31 protein-coding genes are annotated in these 18,223 nt (G+C 40.5%); 27 read left to right on the top strand and 4 right to left on the bottom strand.

From position 1 onward, the window contains the following. Position 1 precedes the first annotated feature (1 nt). Genes DV417_RS05620 through DV417_RS05590 form a run of 7 tightly spaced genes read left to right on the top strand, consistent with a single transcriptional unit; the run spans position 2 to position 2,387 of the window. Entirely contained in the window at positions 2–223 is a 222-nt protein-coding gene (locus DV417_RS05620; protein WP_005633803.1) for a phage holin, read from the top strand. Next, the gene (locus tag DV417_RS05615; RefSeq protein WP_005633800.1) at positions 216–734 is read left to right on the top strand and encodes a lysozyme; all 519 of its coding nucleotides are present in this window, start codon (positions 216–218) and stop codon (positions 732–734) included. The genes DV417_RS05620 and DV417_RS05615 overlap by 8 nt, the downstream gene beginning before the upstream one ends. Further along, positions 719–1,069, top strand: coding sequence for a chemotaxis protein (locus tag DV417_RS05610; protein WP_114908576.1), 351 nt, complete (start codon positions 719–721; stop codon positions 1,067–1,069). The genes DV417_RS05615 and DV417_RS05610 overlap by 16 nt, the downstream gene beginning before the upstream one ends. Further along, positions 984–1,247, top strand: coding sequence for an Rz1-like lysis system protein LysC (lysC, locus tag DV417_RS09565; protein WP_005672206.1), 264 nt, complete (start codon positions 984–986; stop codon positions 1,245–1,247). The genes DV417_RS05610 and lysC overlap by 86 nt, the downstream gene beginning before the upstream one ends. After that, the gene (locus DV417_RS05600) at positions 1,244–1,459 is read left to right on the top strand and encodes a TraR/DksA family transcriptional regulator (protein ID WP_005633796.1); all 216 of its coding nucleotides are present in this window, start codon (positions 1,244–1,246) and stop codon (positions 1,457–1,459) included. Before lysC ends, DV417_RS05600 begins: the two co-directional genes overlap by 4 nt. Further along, positions 1,456–1,926, top strand: a complete 471-nt coding sequence (locus DV417_RS05595; RefSeq protein WP_118811416.1) for a phage tail protein — start codon at positions 1,456–1,458, stop codon at positions 1,924–1,926. The genes DV417_RS05600 and DV417_RS05595 overlap by 4 nt, the downstream gene beginning before the upstream one ends. After that, positions 1,926–2,387 carry a phage virion morphogenesis protein gene (locus DV417_RS05590; RefSeq protein ID WP_118879023.1) on the top strand — a complete coding sequence of 154 codons (462 nt, stop codon included), beginning with the start codon at positions 1,926–1,928 and terminating at the stop codon, positions 2,385–2,387. Before DV417_RS05595 ends, DV417_RS05590 begins: the two co-directional genes overlap by 1 nt. On the opposite strand, the gene DV417_RS05585 is transcribed toward DV417_RS05590, so the two are convergent. Continuing rightward, on the bottom strand, positions 2,388–2,735 hold the full coding sequence (locus tag DV417_RS05585) for a hypothetical protein (RefSeq protein WP_118879022.1): 348 nt from the start codon (positions 2,733–2,735) through the stop codon (positions 2,388–2,390). A 73-nt stretch (positions 2,736–2,808) separates the two neighbouring features. Between DV417_RS05585 and DV417_RS05580 the strand changes: the two genes are divergently transcribed. The 20 genes from DV417_RS05580 (at position 2,809) to DV417_RS05495 (ending at position 16,922) form a co-directional block, all read left to right on the top strand. Beyond that, a complete protein-coding gene (locus DV417_RS05580; protein ID WP_118879021.1) occupies positions 2,809–5,466 on the top strand; it encodes a tape measure protein in 2,658 nt (885 codons plus the stop codon). 101 nt (positions 5,467–5,567) lie between these two features. Next, entirely contained in the window at positions 5,568–6,125 is a 558-nt protein-coding gene (locus DV417_RS05575; RefSeq protein WP_118879020.1) for a hypothetical protein, read from the top strand. Positions 6,126–6,133: 8 nt separating this feature from the next. Beyond that, positions 6,134–6,565 carry a hypothetical protein gene (locus DV417_RS05570; RefSeq protein WP_118811420.1) on the top strand — a complete coding sequence of 144 codons (432 nt, stop codon included), beginning with the start codon at positions 6,134–6,136 and terminating at the stop codon, positions 6,563–6,565. 104 nt (positions 6,566–6,669) lie between these two features. Further along, positions 6,670–7,269 (top strand): phage baseplate assembly protein V, encoded by a 600-nt coding sequence (locus tag DV417_RS05565; protein ID WP_118811421.1) that lies wholly within the window; start codon positions 6,670–6,672, stop codon positions 7,267–7,269. A gap of 1 nt (position 7,270) precedes the next feature. Next, entirely contained in the window at positions 7,271–7,609 is a 339-nt protein-coding gene (locus tag DV417_RS05560) for a GPW/gp25 family protein (RefSeq protein ID WP_105899297.1), read from the top strand. Further along, on the top strand, positions 7,606–8,520 hold the full coding sequence (locus DV417_RS05555; protein ID WP_105892718.1) for a baseplate assembly protein: 915 nt from the start codon (positions 7,606–7,608) through the stop codon (positions 8,518–8,520). Before DV417_RS05560 ends, DV417_RS05555 begins: the two co-directional genes overlap by 4 nt. Then, a complete protein-coding gene (locus DV417_RS05550) occupies positions 8,510–9,046 on the top strand; it encodes a phage tail protein I (protein ID WP_118879019.1) in 537 nt (178 codons plus the stop codon). The genes DV417_RS05555 and DV417_RS05550 overlap by 11 nt, the downstream gene beginning before the upstream one ends. Before the next feature lie 8 nt (positions 9,047–9,054). After that, positions 9,055–11,040, top strand: a complete 1,986-nt coding sequence (locus DV417_RS05545) for a phage tail protein (RefSeq protein WP_118879018.1) — start codon at positions 9,055–9,057, stop codon at positions 11,038–11,040. Between the two features lie 12 nt (positions 11,041–11,052). Then, positions 11,053–11,655, top strand: coding sequence for a phage tail protein (locus tag DV417_RS05540; RefSeq protein WP_118879017.1), 603 nt, complete (start codon positions 11,053–11,055; stop codon positions 11,653–11,655). Further along, a complete protein-coding gene (locus DV417_RS05535) occupies positions 11,640–11,912 on the top strand; it encodes a DNA helicase UvrD (RefSeq protein ID WP_118879016.1) in 273 nt (90 codons plus the stop codon). The genes DV417_RS05540 and DV417_RS05535 overlap by 16 nt, the downstream gene beginning before the upstream one ends. Next, the gene (locus DV417_RS05530; protein WP_118879015.1) at positions 11,905–12,246 is read left to right on the top strand and encodes a hypothetical protein; all 342 of its coding nucleotides are present in this window, start codon (positions 11,905–11,907) and stop codon (positions 12,244–12,246) included. The genes DV417_RS05535 and DV417_RS05530 overlap by 8 nt, the downstream gene beginning before the upstream one ends. Beyond that, positions 12,243–12,398, top strand: a complete 156-nt coding sequence (locus tag DV417_RS09435) for a hypothetical protein (protein WP_192878552.1) — start codon at positions 12,243–12,245, stop codon at positions 12,396–12,398. Before DV417_RS05530 ends, DV417_RS09435 begins: the two co-directional genes overlap by 4 nt. Next, positions 12,379–12,741, top strand: coding sequence for a hypothetical protein (locus DV417_RS05525; RefSeq protein ID WP_118879014.1), 363 nt, complete (start codon positions 12,379–12,381; stop codon positions 12,739–12,741). Before DV417_RS09435 ends, DV417_RS05525 begins: the two co-directional genes overlap by 20 nt. Positions 12,742–12,901: 160 nt before the next feature. Then, a complete protein-coding gene (locus tag DV417_RS05520; protein WP_118879013.1) occupies positions 12,902–14,086 on the top strand; it encodes a phage tail sheath subtilisin-like domain-containing protein in 1,185 nt (394 codons plus the stop codon). Positions 14,087–14,089: 3 nt separating this feature from the next. Beyond that, a complete protein-coding gene (locus tag DV417_RS05515; RefSeq protein ID WP_118879012.1) occupies positions 14,090–14,596 on the top strand; it encodes a phage major tail tube protein in 507 nt (168 codons plus the stop codon). Positions 14,597–14,681: 85 nt separating this feature from the next. After that, positions 14,682–14,981 (top strand): phage tail assembly protein, encoded by a 300-nt coding sequence (locus DV417_RS05510; protein WP_114908564.1) that lies wholly within the window; start codon positions 14,682–14,684, stop codon positions 14,979–14,981. Beyond that, a complete protein-coding gene (locus tag DV417_RS05505; protein WP_118879011.1) occupies positions 14,981–15,127 on the top strand; it encodes a GpE family phage tail protein in 147 nt (48 codons plus the stop codon). The genes DV417_RS05510 and DV417_RS05505 overlap by 1 nt, the downstream gene beginning before the upstream one ends. Next, positions 15,108–15,233 (top strand): hypothetical protein, encoded by a 126-nt coding sequence (locus DV417_RS09585; RefSeq protein WP_005672598.1) that lies wholly within the window; start codon positions 15,108–15,110, stop codon positions 15,231–15,233. The genes DV417_RS05505 and DV417_RS09585 overlap by 20 nt, the downstream gene beginning before the upstream one ends. A 61-nt stretch (positions 15,234–15,294) precedes the next feature. Continuing rightward, positions 15,295–15,732 carry a phage tail protein gene (locus DV417_RS05500; RefSeq protein ID WP_118879010.1) on the top strand — a complete coding sequence of 146 codons (438 nt, stop codon included), beginning with the start codon at positions 15,295–15,297 and terminating at the stop codon, positions 15,730–15,732. Next, entirely contained in the window at positions 15,732–16,922 is a 1,191-nt protein-coding gene (locus tag DV417_RS05495; RefSeq protein ID WP_118879009.1) for a phage late control D family protein, read from the top strand. Before DV417_RS05500 ends, DV417_RS05495 begins: the two co-directional genes overlap by 1 nt. 134 nt (positions 16,923–17,056) lie before the next feature. Here DV417_RS05495 and DV417_RS05490 read toward each other — a convergent pair whose 3' ends face one another. Genes DV417_RS05490 through DV417_RS05480 form a run of 3 tightly spaced genes read right to left on the bottom strand, consistent with a single transcriptional unit; the run spans position 17,057 to position 18,213 of the window. Next, entirely contained in the window at positions 17,057–17,353 is a 297-nt protein-coding gene (locus DV417_RS05490; protein ID WP_204628264.1) for a hypothetical protein, read from the bottom strand. Positions 17,354–17,356: 3 nt separating this feature from the next. Continuing rightward, positions 17,357–17,722: a hypothetical protein gene (locus DV417_RS05485; protein ID WP_114908561.1), complete on the bottom strand. Its 366-nt coding sequence runs from the start codon at positions 17,720–17,722 to the stop codon at positions 17,357–17,359. Next, positions 17,719–18,213, bottom strand: a complete 495-nt coding sequence (locus tag DV417_RS05480; protein WP_114908560.1) for a hypothetical protein — start codon at positions 18,211–18,213, stop codon at positions 17,719–17,721. Before DV417_RS05480 ends, DV417_RS05485 begins: the two co-directional genes overlap by 4 nt. Positions 18,214–18,223 lie beyond the last annotated feature (10 nt).

The raw sequence follows: 18,223 nt of genomic DNA, 5'->3' as shown, positions 1-18,223 counted from the left end.
TATGCACGACACACCATCAAAAGCATCTTACATATCAGGAATATTCGCCTTTTTGATTGGACGCATTGCCGATATGTTCTCAAATGTAAATTGGGCTGATGTCGCATCGGTTACAGGTATTGTGATTGGTGTCGCCACCTTTCTTGTGAATTGGTATTACAAGAAAAAAGATTTTGAATTAAAAGAAAAAGAACTCGAACAACGGATCCATCATCATGATTAAACGTTCCGCCAAATACATCTGCGCCATATCTGCCGTTGTTGGACTGGTGATTGCCACTCATGGGAATGAAATTCGAACATCCGAAAAAGGCTTGTTACTGATTGGCAATGCAGAAGGTTGCATGAAAAAGCCCTATCAATGCCCTGCCGATGTTTTAACTGTCGGCATAGGCATAACCGATGCTGTTGAAAAAATCGACCGCAATAAAATTTACACCTTGCAAGAAATTGCCGAATTATACGTAAAAGGCATTAAACAATCAGAAAAATGCGTGAATCAATATGCCAACGGTCAAACCATGCCACAAGGTGCATTTGATGCCTTAGTGTCTATCACCTTTAACGTAGGATGTGGCAAATTAAAAAATAGCTCACTTTTTAAAATGGCACGCCAAGGCTACAGCAAGGCCATGTGCAGTCAATTTGAGCGTTGGATTTACGCTGCAGGAAAACCGCTAAAAGGATTAATTGAACGCCGTCAAAAGGAGAAAAACCTATGTTTAATTTCTTAACCGAAAAAGAACGAGGCATTTTACTTATCGGGCCAATTCTGCTTGTACTCCTCATTATTTTTCTGGGATTTGAGGCGAATTATTGGCGAAAAGAAATGCTTAAAGAAGAACAGCTAAAACTGAAATGGCAAAACTCTTACATTGAGTTAAATCATAGCGTTCAAAATTTTGCCGAACAGCAAGCACAGCTTATTCAAGCCGTAAACAACCTCAAAGCAAATCAAAATCAACAAACACAGGATTTAAAAAATGTACTTAAATCAAACCAAGATTGGGCTGACCGCCCTTTGCCTGATGATGTTAAACGCGTGCTCAACTCAACAGGAAGTCATTAAATCACCGATTCTTTGTCCGCAAACAACGGAGTGCAGTGCCTATTCGCCACAAATTCGCACCAACGGCGAATTAGCCGAAGCCTATTTACAGACACAGCACCACCTTGATTTATGCATCATTGAAAACTCAAGTTTAAAAAAATGCATGGATGAATTTAATAAAAAGGAACAGCCATGACAGATCAATTCGACCGAGCACAACAGCTCGAAGAAATGCAACGTGAAATTGCCCTCAAAAAACACCGCACTTTTAAAGCAGTAAGTCGCCTTTATTGTGAAGATTGTGATGCCCCCATCCCCGAAAAGCGCAGACAAATGATTCAGGGCGTAACACGTTGCGTGACTTGCCAACAAAGATTTGAAATGCAACAACGGAATTTTCGAAAATGAAAAAGCCCAACCAACTGCGCAAAATCCTTGAACAAAGTCACCCCGATTTTGTAAAAAATCCCGACCATCTACAACTTTATGTGGACGGTGGGCAAATCGTCGCAACGGGTGCCGCATCATTTAGTTTTGAATATCGTTATACACTCAATGTTGTAGTGACTGATTATGCAGGCGATATTGCCACCTTGATTGTGCCAATGATGGCTTATCTCCGCACAAATCAACCTGAAATATTAGAAAATCCACAAATTCGAGAGAACGCATTTAAATTCCAGGTGGATTACAACAATAACAACACCGCAGATATTAGTTTCGAAATCCAACTTACTGAACGTGTTGTGTCGAAAAAAGATGGGAATAACGTGCAGATCCATTACGCAAAAGAACCAGTATGGGATGAACCAACCCGAGTAAAAGTCTATTTGGAAAACTGGGATTCGCCAATTTTTGAGGGTGATATCGTCTAATGGCTACAGTAGAAGAAATTCAGGCAAAATTGACCACACTTATTGCCAATCTTTCTCCACAGGCGCGCAGACAGCTTGGGCGAAAAATCGGGCAAGCTTTGCGAAAAAGCCAATCGAACCGAATTGCACGCCAACAAAATCCCGATGGTTCTGCCTTTGAACCTAGAAAACCACGTAAAGAATTTAGAAAAAAGAAAGGACGAATCAAACGCAAAGCCATGTTCGCCAAACTCCGCACAGCCCGACATTTAAAAGTGCGGTCAAATGGGAACGAAGTTTCAGTGGGTTTTAATGGCTCAAGTGCCGCCATTGCTGCAGTGCATCAATACGGTTTAACGGCACGACCATCAAAAGAGAAGGATTTTAAAGTGAGATATGCCCAACGGGAACTATTGGGCATTTCAGAACAGGATTTATCAATGCTGAATGAATTGGTGATAGAACAAATTAGCAAAAGCTAATTACTTTAAATAAGAAGGTGGAATCACCGTATCATGGTGTGAAAGTTTACCAGCAAACAATACCAATAAAACCACATAAAGAGGCAAACAAATGATTGGCACAACAAACACTACAAACCATACCCAGCCCCAAAATGTTTCCGGTTTAAAAAGTTCATACATTGATACAGTAAAACTAGATAAAGCAGAAAAAACGACTGCAAAAAAATGACCAACTGGTGCGATAACATCAAACCAGATAAATGAAAAAGGATTAAATTGATAATGTAAACAGGTGGAAATAATCACAAGACTCCACATAGCAATGTTTAGCATGATCAACGTGCGAGATGTTCTTTTGTTTTTCATATCCGCTCCTTATTCTCTTTTCTTGATTATTAGCAATCATACGTTTATTTGTCAATAAAAATAAGGCGAAAAAATGAATAATTTACAAATTCAAATTATCCTAAATTCAGTAGATAAAGCAACCGCACCAATTAAGGCGATAGCAGGTAGAGCGGAAGCATTAGCTGAAAAAGTGAAACATGCTCAAAAAGCATTAAGCGGATTGGATAAAACTAAAAATTTAGCTGAAAAATTTAAAGCACTGCGTAACGAAACAAATAGCTATGCCAAAGCACTAGATACTGCAAAAGCAAACAGCAAACAATTACAAAGTGCAGTGGATTCAAATACGGCTAAATTTAACAGCATTACAGGGAAACTAGGCAATGCGACACAACAACTCAATAAACACAAAGAAGAAGTCATACGCTTAAAATCGGTTTATAACAATATGTCTATTCCTCTTGCCAAAGGCATGGGGTTTAAAAGCTTTAATGATGCACGTTCCAGTATTGCCCGACAAATTGAAACACAAAAGAAGGCAATAAAAGATTCAAACGAACAGATTAAAAAGTTAAAGTCAGAACGCAAAGCTACTGAACAAGCCGTAAAAAGCACAACAAAAGCCCTTGATGGCGAGAAAGAAACAATTAACAAGATCAATAAAGAATATAAACCCCATGTAGAACAACTAAAAAAAATACAAGAACAACTACACAAAGCAGGATTTAGCACCAAGCACTTTGCGCAAAGTGAAAAACAACTATCGGCAGATATTGAAAAAGCAAATAATAAATTAGCAAAACATCAGCGTATGCTTGCTTTAGTTGAACGAGCACAAGCAAGATTTGCTCGTATTAAAGCTCCAATATCATCTGCATTAAATACTGGACGAAACATTGCAGGCGTAGGGGTACAAGCATCTATTGGCGGACAACAAATAATGCAACCGATCATATCAATGGGTCGAGGTGTCGTAGAAATGGCGCAAGTTGCTGGTAAATTTGAGCAATTTCAGTCTGTTTTAGAGGTAACAGAAGGCAGTTCAGAAAAAGCCAAGAAAAGTTTTGATTGGGTGAAAAAATTTGCTGTAGATACTCCAGCCAATCTTGATGAAGCAATGGAAGCCTTTGTACGTTTGCGCGCTTACGGCATGGATCCTACAAACGGATTACTGCAAACATTAGGCGATACAGCTTCTGCAATGGGAAAACCAGTTATGCAAGCAGTAGAGGCAATTGCCGATGCCGTAACAGGTGAAAATGAACGCTTGAAAGAATTTGGGATTAAAGGTAGTGCAATAAAAGGAACAAAATTTATCGAATATACTTATACGGATAAAAATGGCAAACAACAATCTGCACGTGTCGATAAAAACAACCGAAAACAAATTGAAGAAACGCTCAAACGTATTTGGAATGAAAAATATTCTGGCGCAATGGAAAAACAATCAAAAACGCTTTTAGGTATTTGGGCAAAACTTGATGACGTATGGGCAAGTTTCCAAATGAAAATCATGGAGAATGGCGCATTTGATTGGATTAAAGATAAACTGCAATTTCTTTTAAAGAAATTTGATGAACTTGAACAGAATGGCGAGTTAAAAAAATGGGCGAAAGATATTGGCACAGTTATCAATGAAGTGATTCAAGGATTGTGGGATTTTGGTCAAACCGTATTTGAGGCAGTCAAATGGTTGGCTCAATTTGCATCCCAAAACAAAGGTGCAATCGCTACAATAGTTAAGTTTACCGCTATAGCTGGTGTGGCATTGATGGCTCTCGCACCTTTGCTTTTCACCTTGTCTTTAGTTGCACCAGTGCTCCAAGTATTGGGTTCAACGTTTTTATGGGTTGGGAAAGTTGCTATAACTGCCATTTTGGGTATAGGGAAAGCTATGTTAGCCAATCCAATTCTAGCTGTGATTGCCTTAATTATTGGTGCATTAGTGTATCTTTGGCAAAATTGGGATGAAGTGAAAGCAAAACTCATTGAGGGCTGGAACTGGTTAAGTGAACAAGCGGGGCAAATTTGGCAAAACATTGTTAATTCTGTTACAGAAAAATGGAACGTATTAAGTGCCAAAGTGGGAGAAATCACAAATTCAGTTGGGGAGTTTTTCCGTGAAAAATGGGAAGGCATTACCGATACAGCAAAAAACTTCGGTTCTAATATGATGAACAAACTAAAAGATGGCGTACTCGAAAGTTTTAAAAATGTACAACAAGCCATTAGCAGTACTGTGGATTGGATCAAAGAAAAACTCGGCTTTTCTAAAGATACAGAAAAACAAATTGAACAAACAAAACAAAATATTGCAAATGTCACAAACAATGCAGAAAACAACGTGCCAAATATTAACAAATGGTCAGGCGGCTATGCAGGAAATGGCGGTAAGTTTGAACCAAAAGGTATATTCCACGGTGGCGAATACGTGATGACCAAAGAAGCCACATCTCGACTTGGCGTCAATACACTCAACGCCCTTAATTACGGTAAACAAGCACTGATTGCGGGCGGATTGGGGATCAGCGTTGCAACTGCCGCCCCTGTGCAAGTGGATACTCGTGCACCCATTTCTGCTCGTCCAGTGGTGACGCAATCCAGCCAACCAATGAGCGTAAATATCACCATCAATGCCGCACAAGGCATGGACGAACGAGCCATTGCACAACAAGTGGCAAAAGAAATACAACGCATCGAAAACCAACGCCAAGCAAGAGCAAGAAGTTCAATGTGGGATAGATCATAATAAAAGGGCGCAAGCCCTTTTTTAGTTGCACATTGCAGAAAATAGTTTTATATTTCTTTAAAAAATTGTAAACTTCGCAAAGTTTTATTCTTTGGTGACTTATGACAAATCTATCATTAAATCCTATTTTTGAAAGTTTTGCGCCAATTTTTAAGCAATTAAAAGTCGCAGCAATGTCTGCGTTATTTATTGCGCCATTGGCAATGAATCATCCTGTTCGTCACTCAACACACACAGTAAATATTTTCAGTGTTAAAGCGGATGAAAACAAATCGCTCAATCAACAAGATATAGAAAAGATTATTGATATGGTGAAAGCTGTTTCTGCTATCACTGACTTTGTTATTGCGTCAATTACGGCCGAATCATTAAGTTATATTGATTTAAATGATGTTCTAAGACTGGAAAATAAAATTAACAAATATGATGGTTTAGTTCACAATATTATAGCTAACAATAAATCTCCAGAATTATCAACAACACTACAATCATTCAGCAATAAAATGCATACACTTTGCAATATGATGAAATCAGAAAAATACAAACAACAATCAGATGAAGTGGTTTTATCACGCATTTATCACAAATCTGAAGATGCAGGGTATACCTACAAATCGTCACATTCTTTTGATGATTTCAAAAAAGCAGTGATGATGTAGGATAACAAATGAAGATTGAGTTATCGAAACAATTCAAAGAAGGGCGTTTAAACACGCCCTTTTTTAAAGATATTCAAGCGATGTCAGATAAAGAATTGAAGCTCATCTTTGATTTTATGCAATCCATTGAACAAGGAAAACAATTAAGAGGTAAAAATAAACCATCTTGGATTGATGACAATCTCAATGACATTCCAAATACCGAAGTTTATCAAGAAAATAATATTTGGCATTATCATTGCGGGCCTTATGATAATGGCACTAGCTATTGCCCAATGAGCGACCTAAAAATGAATTTGAACGGAGAAACATCTGGACCTGTAATTCATTACCAAAAAATATCAGATGAACATATTGTGATTATAGCGTTCTCACCACAACATGAGCCATTCCCTCGTGCATGGGATACTCCAAATCCAATCATTGATCGAACAGAATAAGCAAGTAGCCTGACTTGCTTTTTTGTTACCTACTATTCCACATACTCCCCCACTCGCCACACCACACAATATTGCCAACAATAAGGCATTTTCTTTAACTGTGAATGCCTATGTCTGCCGAATTACAACGAAAACTAGACAACATTATCCGCTTTGGGGTGATCGCTGAAGTGAATTACGCCACCGCACGTGCTCGCGTAAAGAGCGGTGACATTCTCACAGAGTTTTTACCATTTATTACATTTCGAGCGGGTACAACCAAAACCTGGTCGCCGCCTACGGTGGGCGAACAATGTGTGATGCTATCAGTTAGCGGTGAATTTACTACTGCCTGCATATTAGTTGGGCTTTACACACAAAACAGCCCTAGCCATTCAGCCGACGAACACGTTATTGAATTTGCTGACGGTGCCAAAGTTACCTACAACCAATCAAGTGGCGCATTGGTTGTAACAGGTATCAAAACCGCCAGTATTACTGCCGCTAATCAAATTGATATTGACTGCCCCACTATCAATATCAAAGGCAATGTGAATATTGACGGTTCTTTATCAACCACAGGCACAAGCACCACAAAAGGCAATATCAGCACGCAAGGCAGTGTGACCGCAAGTGGCGATATAAAAGGCGGAGCGATTAGTTTACAAAACCACGTTCACGTTGAACAAGGCGATGGCCAACGAACCTCTAACGCAAAGGCATAGTATGAACCGATACACTGGCGAAATATTAAAAAACGAAAGCGACCACATTAAACAATCCATTGCCGATATTTTATTAACCCCTGTTGGCTCACGTATTCAGCGGCGTGAATATGGCAGTTTAATTCCTCTGCTAATTGACCGACCAATTAGCCACACATTGTTATTACAACTGGCAGCTTGTGCCGTCACAGCAATTAATCGCTGGGAACCACGCGTACAAATCACACAATTTAAACCAGAGTTGGTTGAAGGTGGCATTGTGGCAAGTTATGTCGCACGCAGTCGTAAAGATAACCAAGAAATGCACAACGAAAAACTATTTTTAGGACATAAACAATGAGCGAATTAGTCGATTTATCAAAACTAGATGCACCGAAAGTGCTGGAAGATTTAGATTTTGAAAGTTTGCTCGCAGACAGAAAAGCGGAATTTATCGCGCTTTTCCCACAAGATGAAAGAGCATTTTGGCAAGCACGATTAAGTTTAGAAAGTGAGCCAATCACGAAATTATTACAAGAAGTGGTTTACTTACAGTTAATGGAAAGAAACCGCATCAATAATGCGGCAAAAGCCACAATGTTAGCCTATGCAAGCGGTTCAGATTTAGATGTGATTGCAGCCAATTACAATGTAAAAAGACAAGTCATTCAAGAGGCGAATAATAATGTTACGCCTAAAATCCCCGAAATTTTAGAAGATGACACTTCATTAAGATTGCGTACTCAATTAGCCTTTGAGGGGCTTTCTGTGGCGGGTCCTCGCTCTGCTTATATCTTCCACGCACTTTCTGCGCACCCTGATGTTGCAGATGTGTCGGTGGTTTCCCCTCAGCCCGCTAATGTTACCGTGACAATTTTAAGTCGCAATGGACAAGGCGAGGCAGAGGAAAGTCTTTTAAATGTGGTTCGAGCAAAACTTAACGATGATGACATCCGCCCTATTGGCGACCGCGTTATTGTACAAAGTGCAGTAATCCAATCTTATGAAATCCGTGCCAAATTACATCTTTATCGTGGCCCAGAATACGAGCCAATCAAAGCGGCTGCTCTAAAAAAATTGACGGCTTACACCGAAGAAAAACACCGTTTAGGGCGAGACATTAGCCTATCGGGTATTTATGCCGCATTACACTTGGAAGGGGTGCAACGAGTAGAGCTTATCTCGCCTACCGCCGACATTGTGCTACCAAGCTCAAAATCAGCCTACTGCACGGCAATTAATTTGGAGATCGTGACAAGTGATGATTACTAATCATTTACTGCCAATAGGTTCAACCCCATTAGAAAAACGTGCGGCAGAAATTCTAAAAAGTGCGGTAGAAAATCCCATTATTATTGCAGATTTAATCAACCCTGAACGCTGTCCTGCTGATTTACTGCCTTATTTAGCTTGGGCATTTTCGGTGGACAAATGGGATGAAAACTGGACAGAAGAAGTTAAACGCATTGCGATTAAACAATCTTATTTTGTACACAAACACAAAGGCACAATTGGCGCAGTAAAACGTGTGGTTGAGCCGATAGGCTATCTTATTGAACTGAAAGAATGGTTTCAAACCAACCCACAAGGCACACCAGGAACATTTAGCTTAACCATGGAAGTGTCTGAAAGTGGCTTGAATGAACAAACCTATAACGAACTAGTGCGACTTATTAATGATGTTAAGCCCGTCTCTAGACATCTCAATCAGCTCGCTATCGCAATCTCACCAACAGGTGCGCTCAGAACCTTTATTGGTCAACAATGCGGTGAAATCATCACAGTATATCCACAATAGGAATATTTATGGCATCACAATATTTTGCAATATTAACCGACTACGGAACACGTGCTTTTGCTCACGCATTAAGCCAAGGGAAACCAGTACCACTCACCCAATTTGCTGTAGGCGATGGCAATGGACAGCCTGTTACTCCAACAGCAAGTGCTACAGCACTCGTACATCAAACGCATATTGCACCAGTCAGTGCCGTCTCTCTCGACCCTCGCAATAATAAACAAGTGATTGTTGAATTAACCATCCCTGAAAATGTCGGTGGTTTTTATATCCGAGAAATGGGCGTATTTGACGCACAAAATAAACTCATTGCCTATGCAAACTGCCCTGAAAGTTTTAAGCCGACAGAAAGTAGCGGCAGTGGTAAAGTCCAAGTATTGCGGATGATCTTAAAAGTAGAATCCTCTAGTGCAGTGACATTATCCATCGATAACAGTGTGATTTTTGTCACCCGCCAACAAATGGCACCCAAAACCATTACTGCCACAACGCAAAATGGATTTGATGAAAGCGGACACACCCACGAAATAGCTAAGGCAAGCACCACACAACAAGGGATAACCCAACTCTATTCGGGATATGAGTCGGAATCCGAAGATATGGCGGCCACCCCGAAATCGATTAAGTTACTAAAAGTATTTATTGATACGCTTACACGCAATCTCTCTAATTACATCCCCAATAGCAAAAAATCCTCACGAGTTGACAGCAACAGCGCGGACGATGTGGCGACCAGTGAAGCAGTTAAAAAAGCCTATGACAAAGCGGAATCTAAATGGACAGCCCAAGCGGCGACAGAAAACACCGCGGGCATTTTGCCGATTTCGCACAAAACTGACGGTACAGACAAAAACAAATTTGCCTCCGAATATGCGGTGGGTGAGGCTGCTAAAAAAGGCTTGCCTTTAGGTGCAGTGGTGTCATTCCCTCGCGTAGTGACCAATCCTGTTGGTTTTTTACGTGCTGACGGCACGACATTTAATCAACAAACCTTTCCAGATTTGTATCGAGTGTTGGGCAACAGCAACCAACTCCCTGATTTAACCCGTAGCGATGTGGGCATGACGGCTTATTTTGCCGTGGATAACATCCCTGCTGGTTGGATTGCCTTTGATGAGATTGCCACACAAGTTACCGAGCAGCGTTACCCTGAGTTATATCGTCACTTGGTCGGCAAATATGGCTCCATTGATGGTGTGCCAAAAGTCGCAGATAGATTTTTGCGTAATGCTGGGAATGGGCTATCTGTGGGGCAAACGCAAGAGGATGAGTTTAAACGACACGTCCATAAACACATTGAGATTAATACGGCCTCAGATCCTCGCTTTTACAATGATAAGACGTTTGATTACGGCTCAAGAGATAGTACAGATAGAGCATCTCTTGATATTGGTACGGCACTTCGGGATGACAATGATGACAACTGGTGGATAACCCCTAATATTAATTCAAAATTTGCAACAGGTGGTGCCGAAACGCGCCCTAAATCATTAATCCTCAAATTATGCATCAAAGCCATTAATAGTTTTGATGATGTGGTATTTTGGATTAAGTCACACGGCGAGGTAACCAATGCTGGTGCGCTTGATGCAGGACGATTAGCACAAGGATTACAAGATAAAGCTGACCGTAATCATACGCACACTGCTAGCCAGATTACCGATTTTAATCAGTCAGTAAAAGAGATAGTTACACAATCCCTTACTCAAGGTTTTACTCAAAATTTAGCTGAAACAGGATGGTGTAAATTACCAAATGGGCTGATTTTACAATGGGGGAAATTTAACAAAGGACATAGCTTTGTATCCGACGAACAACGCCTTGTTACATTCCCGATAAGTTTTCCTAATAAGGTGCTTTTTGTGGGGCTTACAGAATTTACGAATGGGTGGTCGTATAGCACAACAGTAGAAAATCGGCAACGTATGACAAATAGTGGGTTCTATGTAATTAGCCAACGCAATGACACAATGTATTTTGCATTAGGATTTTAACGGAGAAAGCTTATGTATTACTACGATAAAAAAACAAACGGGTTCTTAGTACAAGGTGTAAATTTAATTCCTGAAGGTGCTATTAATATTACTGATGAGCATTATAAGCAATTATTAATCGGACAATCTCAAGGTAAGCAAATCATCGCAGACAAAACAGGCAACCCTGTATTAATTGACCCACAACCCAGTGCAGCATACGAATTAAATCTTGATACGCTAACCTGGGAAATTTCAGGTGAAAAACTAACCTCACTATTGGCTGAACGCAAAACGCATCTACTTAATGTTATTGCGAATAAAACCGATAATTTCAAGGCGCAGTATCTAATCGGCTATTCACAGGCAGAAATTGACAGCTTTTATCGGCAAGAGCGCGAAGCGCGAAACGAATTGCCGACAATGCTTTTAACCGAAATCTTTGAGGGGCGAGATGATTTAAGCTCAATCGAAGAATTAAAGAAAAAGGTTATCGAAAAAGCAGACTTATACGCGATCATCATGGGAAAAATCTTTGCAATTAAACAGGGCTTTGAAAAGCACATCGAACAAGCTGAAACAGCAGAACAATTAGACAAAATTGAGCAGGAGATCAACAAATGGCAAAAACTCTAAAATCATGGGGCTATCATGTTTTAGTCGCCATCGACCAACTTTTTAACGCGTTGATCGGCGGCGCGGCGGATGAAACATTGTCAAGCCGCACCTATCGAGGCGCGATATTAGCAGAAAACCCAAAAAAACGCTGGCGGGTACTATATCGTTTCATCAACGGTATCTTCTTTGACCGCAATCACTGCAAAACGGCCTATGAAAGCGAGGTTTCAGGCAAGCAGCACGATGAACGCTTTAAGGCGGTGCAACATGGCTGAGATTATTTTTAACTGGATTCGCGGTGATGATGAAGTGGAAACCTTAGTTTTTACCGAAGAAAACGGCGAACCCTTAGATTTTACTGGCAGTCGGTTTGATTGCGATATTGTGCCTTTTGGCAGTGCAAACGAGAAGATTCACTTATCAACAGACAACCAAGGCATCCTAATCAACGGGAATGAAGTTAGCCTCATCATCGCTCATGAACAAACAGAAAATGTAACGTGGAAAGAGGCAAGATTTGACCTGCAACAAACCACGCCAGACGGCAAAATTAAAACGTGGTGTAACGGTAAAGTGCGGTTACAACACGATATTACGAGGAGAGTATGATGCAAACTATCCAAGTAAAACCCAAACAAACTGTGCAAATCAAGGTTCAGCCTTGTGTAAAACTGGCAATCCTTGCAATGTTTGATTCAGCACTTTTTAAGATCTACAACCAAGCTAAAGAGGACTACAAAAATGGAAAAGTTAGAAATTAACCAACAAGACCAAGGTTTTGCGTATCAAGTTGGCAAAGATATTGCTCAATTACAAGAGACGGTGGCAGCATTACAAACCGCCGCCACCGCTCAACAGGGGACAAAAAACCAATGGGTGCAGAAACTGACATTAAAACCAGGCTCAACCGAATCTTGGTTTAATGTGAAAGTCAATCCTGAATTAGTGGGGAAAGTGGGTATGGCATTATTTGCCAACGCTACTGTGGAAAAAGCCTATTTCAAAGAAATTTACGAAATGCCTGTGGATGCATCATTTTTCCCTGCGTATCTCATTGCTTTTGCAGACCCTGCACAGGTGGATTTTGTGAGTGAGGTGGGGTGATAAAAGTGACGGCGGGTAATTCCGCCGTTTTTATCCCTCCGACTCTACCTAATCGCCCTTTGTTAGTTTAAATACCACAACGCCAACCGCTCGCACTACTCCATCCTCTCAATCACAATAAAGACATTATTTAACCAATAGAAACCATAGGGCTAAAATTATGACAGATGAATATCTCCATGGGGTCAAGGTAACGGAAATTTCCGAGGCCTTGCGAACACTCACCACATCATCTACTGCAGTTATCGGTTTAGTGGCAACCGCACCAGATGCAGATGCATCGGTTTTCCCACTCAACAAACCCACTCTTTTAACTGGCATCACCGCCGAAATGCAAGCCAAAGCAGGTAAACAAGGCACGTTATCTCGTGCGCTAGATGGCATTGCGGACATTGTGAATTGTAAAGTTGTCGTCATTCGTGTGGAAGAAAACGAAGATGAAAGCACCATGAAAGCCAACGTGATCGGTTCAGTCGATAACGAAGGCAATTACACTGGCTTAAAAGCGTTCCTCGTGTCTGCTGCAGTTTGTGGTGTCAAACCTCGTATTTTCTGCATCCCGAAATATGACAGCCAAGATGTGACCACCGAGCTTTTAAGCGTAGTGAAAAAACTCAACGGCTTTGTATATGCATCATGTGGAACAGCAAAAACCAAAGAAGAAGCAGTGACATACGGTCGCAATTTCTCACAACGTGAATTAATGCTGATTTTCGGTGATTTCTTGTCGTTTAACCCAAACACCAAACAAACCGAAGTGGATTATGCCGTTGTTCGCGCTGCCGCAATGCGTGCATATCAAGACAAAGAATATGGCTGGCACACTTCCATTTCTAACAAAGGTTTAACTGGCGTGACGGGTGTCACCAAGCCACTTTCTTTCGATATTAACGACAGTGCAACCGACGTGAATTATCTCAACGAACAAGGCATTACTTGTTGTGTAAACCACAATGGCTTTAAGTTCTGGGGATTACGCACTCGTTCGGCAGATAAATTATTTATCTACGAAAACTACACTCGCACGGCACAAGTGTTGAAAGACACCATTGCACAATCCTTTGACTGGGCGATGGATAAAGACATTTCCGTGAATCTTGTGAAAGAAATCGTAGAAGCGATCAATGCAAAATGGCGTGAATATGTGGCGCAAGGCTATTTAATCGGTGGGAAAGCATTTATCAATGCCAACCTCAACACAGCCGCAACCTTAAAAGATGCAAAATTACTTGTGTCTTATGATTACTGCCCTGTTCCACCGTTAGAACAACTTGGCTTTAACCAATACATCAGCGATGAATACCTTGTGGAATTTGCCGCAAACATTGCAAAAGTAGGAGCGTAAAAAATGGCATTACCTCGAAAACTCAAATTAATGAATTTTTTGGCTGACGGTAATTCTTACCGTGGCCAAGTCACCGAAATCACCCAACCTAAATTAGCGATGAAATTAGAAGCGTATCGCGCAGGTGGCATGATTGGTGAAGTCAAAGTAAATCAGGGCATAGAACCTTTAGATGTTCAGTTCAAAATGGGCGGTTATATGACCGAACTATTAAAAAAATTCGGCGGCTCGATTGACGGCACGGCATTGCGTTTTGCCGGTGCGTATCAACAAGACGATACAGAAGAAGTCACCTCTATTGAGCTTGTCATGCGCGGTCGTTTTGGAGAAATCGACAACGGCACAAGCAAACCAGGCGATGATACCGAACAAAGCTACACCGTGCCTTTGACTTATTACAAGATCATTGAAAACGGCAAAGACATCATCGAAATTGATTTGCTCAATTCAATTTTTATTGTCGATGGTAACGACCGCTTGGCAGAACACCGTGCAGCAATCGGCATTTAATTCACACACACCTTGCCCCGAAAGGGGCTTTTATTAAATCCCATCCCCTCTTTACAAAAAAGAGGAATTTTAAAGGAAACATAAAATGAAAACAGAAAACACCAAAATCATCACCTTAACCAACCCTATTACTCGTGGCGAAAACCAAATCACGGAAATCACCGTCAATAAACCGACTGTGCCCGCATTAAAAGGCTTAAAAATGTTTGATGTGTTGCAAATGGATGTAGACGCATTACAAGTGTTATTGCCACGCGTGACATCGCCAGTACTGCACAAAGCAGACTTTGCCACAATGGAAGTCGCAGATTTCACCGAGCTTGCTGCGGCGGCTGTCGGTTTTTTAGGGAAGAACTCGGAAGTGGAAACCGAAGCGACCGAGTAATGATTGCCGCAACAGTGGAAGATGCCATGGCAGATATTGCTATCATCTTCCACTGGCAACCACAAGCATTTGAGCAAATGACATTTTCCGAATTAATGCAATGGCGAGAAAAAGCAAGGAAACGAAATGAAACAGAAACTGATTGATTATTTATTAAATATGCCACGGCATATTGTATGGCGTGGAATCTTTATTCTCTCCATTGCCTTTTGGTTGCTTGTGATTTTCGGCATTGCATTTCTCTTTCGCTAATTCATCAAGTGCGGTCAGAAATCACGAGATTTTTTGACCGCACTTTTCTTTAGGATTATTTATGTTCCAAAACTTCTCACTTGCCACATTGGGCATGTTTGTGTTCACTCGGCAAACTGTACCTTTTCAAAGTTTAGACCGCACATCAAATTGGCGACATCCAACCAATGCCATTGTCGGGGCAATGCCAAAATCACAGTTCACTGGCAAAGAAAGCGAAACTGTGACGATTAGTGGCAGATTAATCCCAGAAATCACTGGCGGTAGATTTTCAATTAAAGCCCTGGAATTAATGGCAGACAGTGGCGGTGCATTTCCACTGATTGACGGAGCAACCTTTGAAATTATCGGTTTTTTTGTGATCGAAAGCGTGCAAGAAACCCGAACAGAATTTTTTGGCGATGGTGCACCTCGTGCGATTGATTTCAGCATGAGCTTAAAACGCACCGATGACCCAATGTTAATCGCCATTGCAGAGAGTTTAATGAGTAGCCTTTAATGTTTGATTTAAATCTTGACAATCACCGCACGCCCGCTTTTAAAGTGCAGATCACCACGAAAGACAAAAAACAGCAAGACATCACACAAGTGATTTCGAGCCGTTTAATTAGTTTGTCTTTAACAGATAATCGAGGATTGGAAGCGGACACACTCGACTTAGAATTATCCGATCATGACGGCAAACTGGCTTTGCCGACACGCAATGCCACAATCCAAGTTGCGCTAGGCTGGAAAGGCAAACCGCTGATTGACAAAGGGCAATATTCAGTGGATGAAGTACAATTTTCAGGTGGTGCAGGATCAGCAGACCGATTAACCATCAGAGCACGAGCGGCTGATTTAAAAGGCTCATTTTCCGAACAAAAAGAGCGCTCATTTGATAAAAAAACGTTGGGCGAAATTATTGACACCATCGCCAAAGAAAACCAACTCAAAAGCCAGTGTGAGAAAAAACTGGCAAATACGTTTATCGCACACATTGACCAAACCAACGAGAGCGACATTAATCTATTAAGCCGCCTGGCAGAAGAGCACGGGGCAATGTGCACGGTTAAAAATGGCACGCTATTATTTATGTCATTAGGACAAAGCAAAACCGCCACAGGCAAGCCGATTCCACTGCGTAAAATCACTCGCAAAAGTGGTGACAACTACAATTTCTCTATCGCAGAAAGTGAAAACTACAAAGCCGTGCGGGCATATTGGCACGATACAGACACGGGCAAACGTGGCGAAATTACGGTGGATGAAAACACCAAGATTGTAAAAAAACAGCGTATGACGCAAGGCAGAACGCTGAAAAATGGCACAGTGAAAGGCAGACGATTAAGCAAACGCAAATACAACACTATTGAGCAACAAGAGCCTATCACCAGTGATAATGCACAAATAAAATCACTCCGCCACACTTATGCTAGCGAAAAAACCGCCATCAACGCCGCAAAATCCGCCTTTGACAAACTCAAACGAGGCGTGGCAACATTTAGCCTAAATCTTGCCTTTGGCGAACCTGATTTAATCCCCGAAACGCCCATTGAGCTTTCAGGCTTTAAAGCAGAAATTGACGCAACCAACTGGCTAATCACCAAAGTGACACACAATCTTTCAGATGGTGGTTTTACCAGTCAAATTGAGTGCGAATTGAAAGTGGAAGAAGATGAAGTGGAAGTGAAAAAAGAGAAAAAATAGGGTTAATTCATGCGCATACATTAAAATGTATAATTAATTAAGAATATGTAAAGATTTAAATTTCTTAGCTTTTATTAAATTTTCCTTACAAAAAAGCCCACGAGTTCACGCAGGCAGTTTTATTTTTTTACACATTATACAATCAACCATTTCAAAATTGCTGACATTGCTCCAATACCTAACACCAATGCACCTATAATCGTACCTGCAATCCATTTTGTTTGTAGGGAGATTGCATCTGATACATCTGATTTTGTCGCATAATTAGATTTGATAATTTCAAGATCGGTGTAAATTTTCAAATATTGCTCTTCTAACTTCTCAACGCGTTTTTCTAAATGAGACATAGGCGGCTCTCCTCCGTTAAACCCTGTAGGGGTAACTTGTGCTGTATCATCATCAACGATATAAAGATGACTTTTATTTGCCATATTCTACTCCTTTTGGCTCGCTTCTTCACGTTTTAATAGGCTATATTCCATTTTGACAAACGCCGCATCAAATGCACGCACAAAGCCACAATTTTCACAACGAAACAAAAAGACCCCATATGCACCATCACGAATACCCGTAAGCAAACCGTTTGCATCAATCACGGTATAAGGAAGACCTAACCCAACATTGTCATTTTCATCAGAAGACGGCACTATTTTGCCATTCTCAATCACATTTGCTCGAAATTCCATTCCCCTTGCCACATAATTTTCCAGGTTCTGATTACAACAAGGACAAATATTGCTAATTTTCTTAATGTTTAGATAATCACTGAACATTTCTGTTGTAAATAAGTTATCTGTCATTTTTTCTCCTTGTGAGCTACTTGAGCTTTCTTATACATATTCCAAAACAATCCAAGTACAGGTAAAGAAGGTAAGATGGTATACCCGAACAATATTAAATAGGATATATATTCAGGCGTTTTATCTACAAAGAAGTTCAATATATAAGAACTCATATAATCATTTTGTATTTCATTTACAGTTTTAATTGCGATCATATGTGTATAACTAAAAATATAAAAACAAGCCGAAAAACATAGAATACACGTTAATACTTTTCCACCTTTTAAAATAAATATACATTTAGCCAATACATAGGCTATAAGCAAAGGAATTAAAGGTATTAATGCTGAAAATGCCTCACAAAAGGTCTTCCCTTTTAAAAAATCAGGTAAAAACGAATAGATTATTGACACAAGGTAAAACTCTGGGTGCTCATTTAAAAATCTTAAATACCCTTTAAAACGATTAAAGATAGATTGCTTATAATTAGAACTAATCATATTTTTCATTTTTTATCTC

Source organism: Haemophilus haemolyticus (assembly GCF_003490935.1).
GTDB classification, from domain to species: Bacteria; Pseudomonadota; Gammaproteobacteria; order Enterobacterales; family Pasteurellaceae; genus Haemophilus; species Haemophilus haemolyticus_M.
The sequence above is the reverse complement of the archived record's forward strand: the minus strand, read 5'-3'. Positions and strand labels throughout refer to the sequence as shown.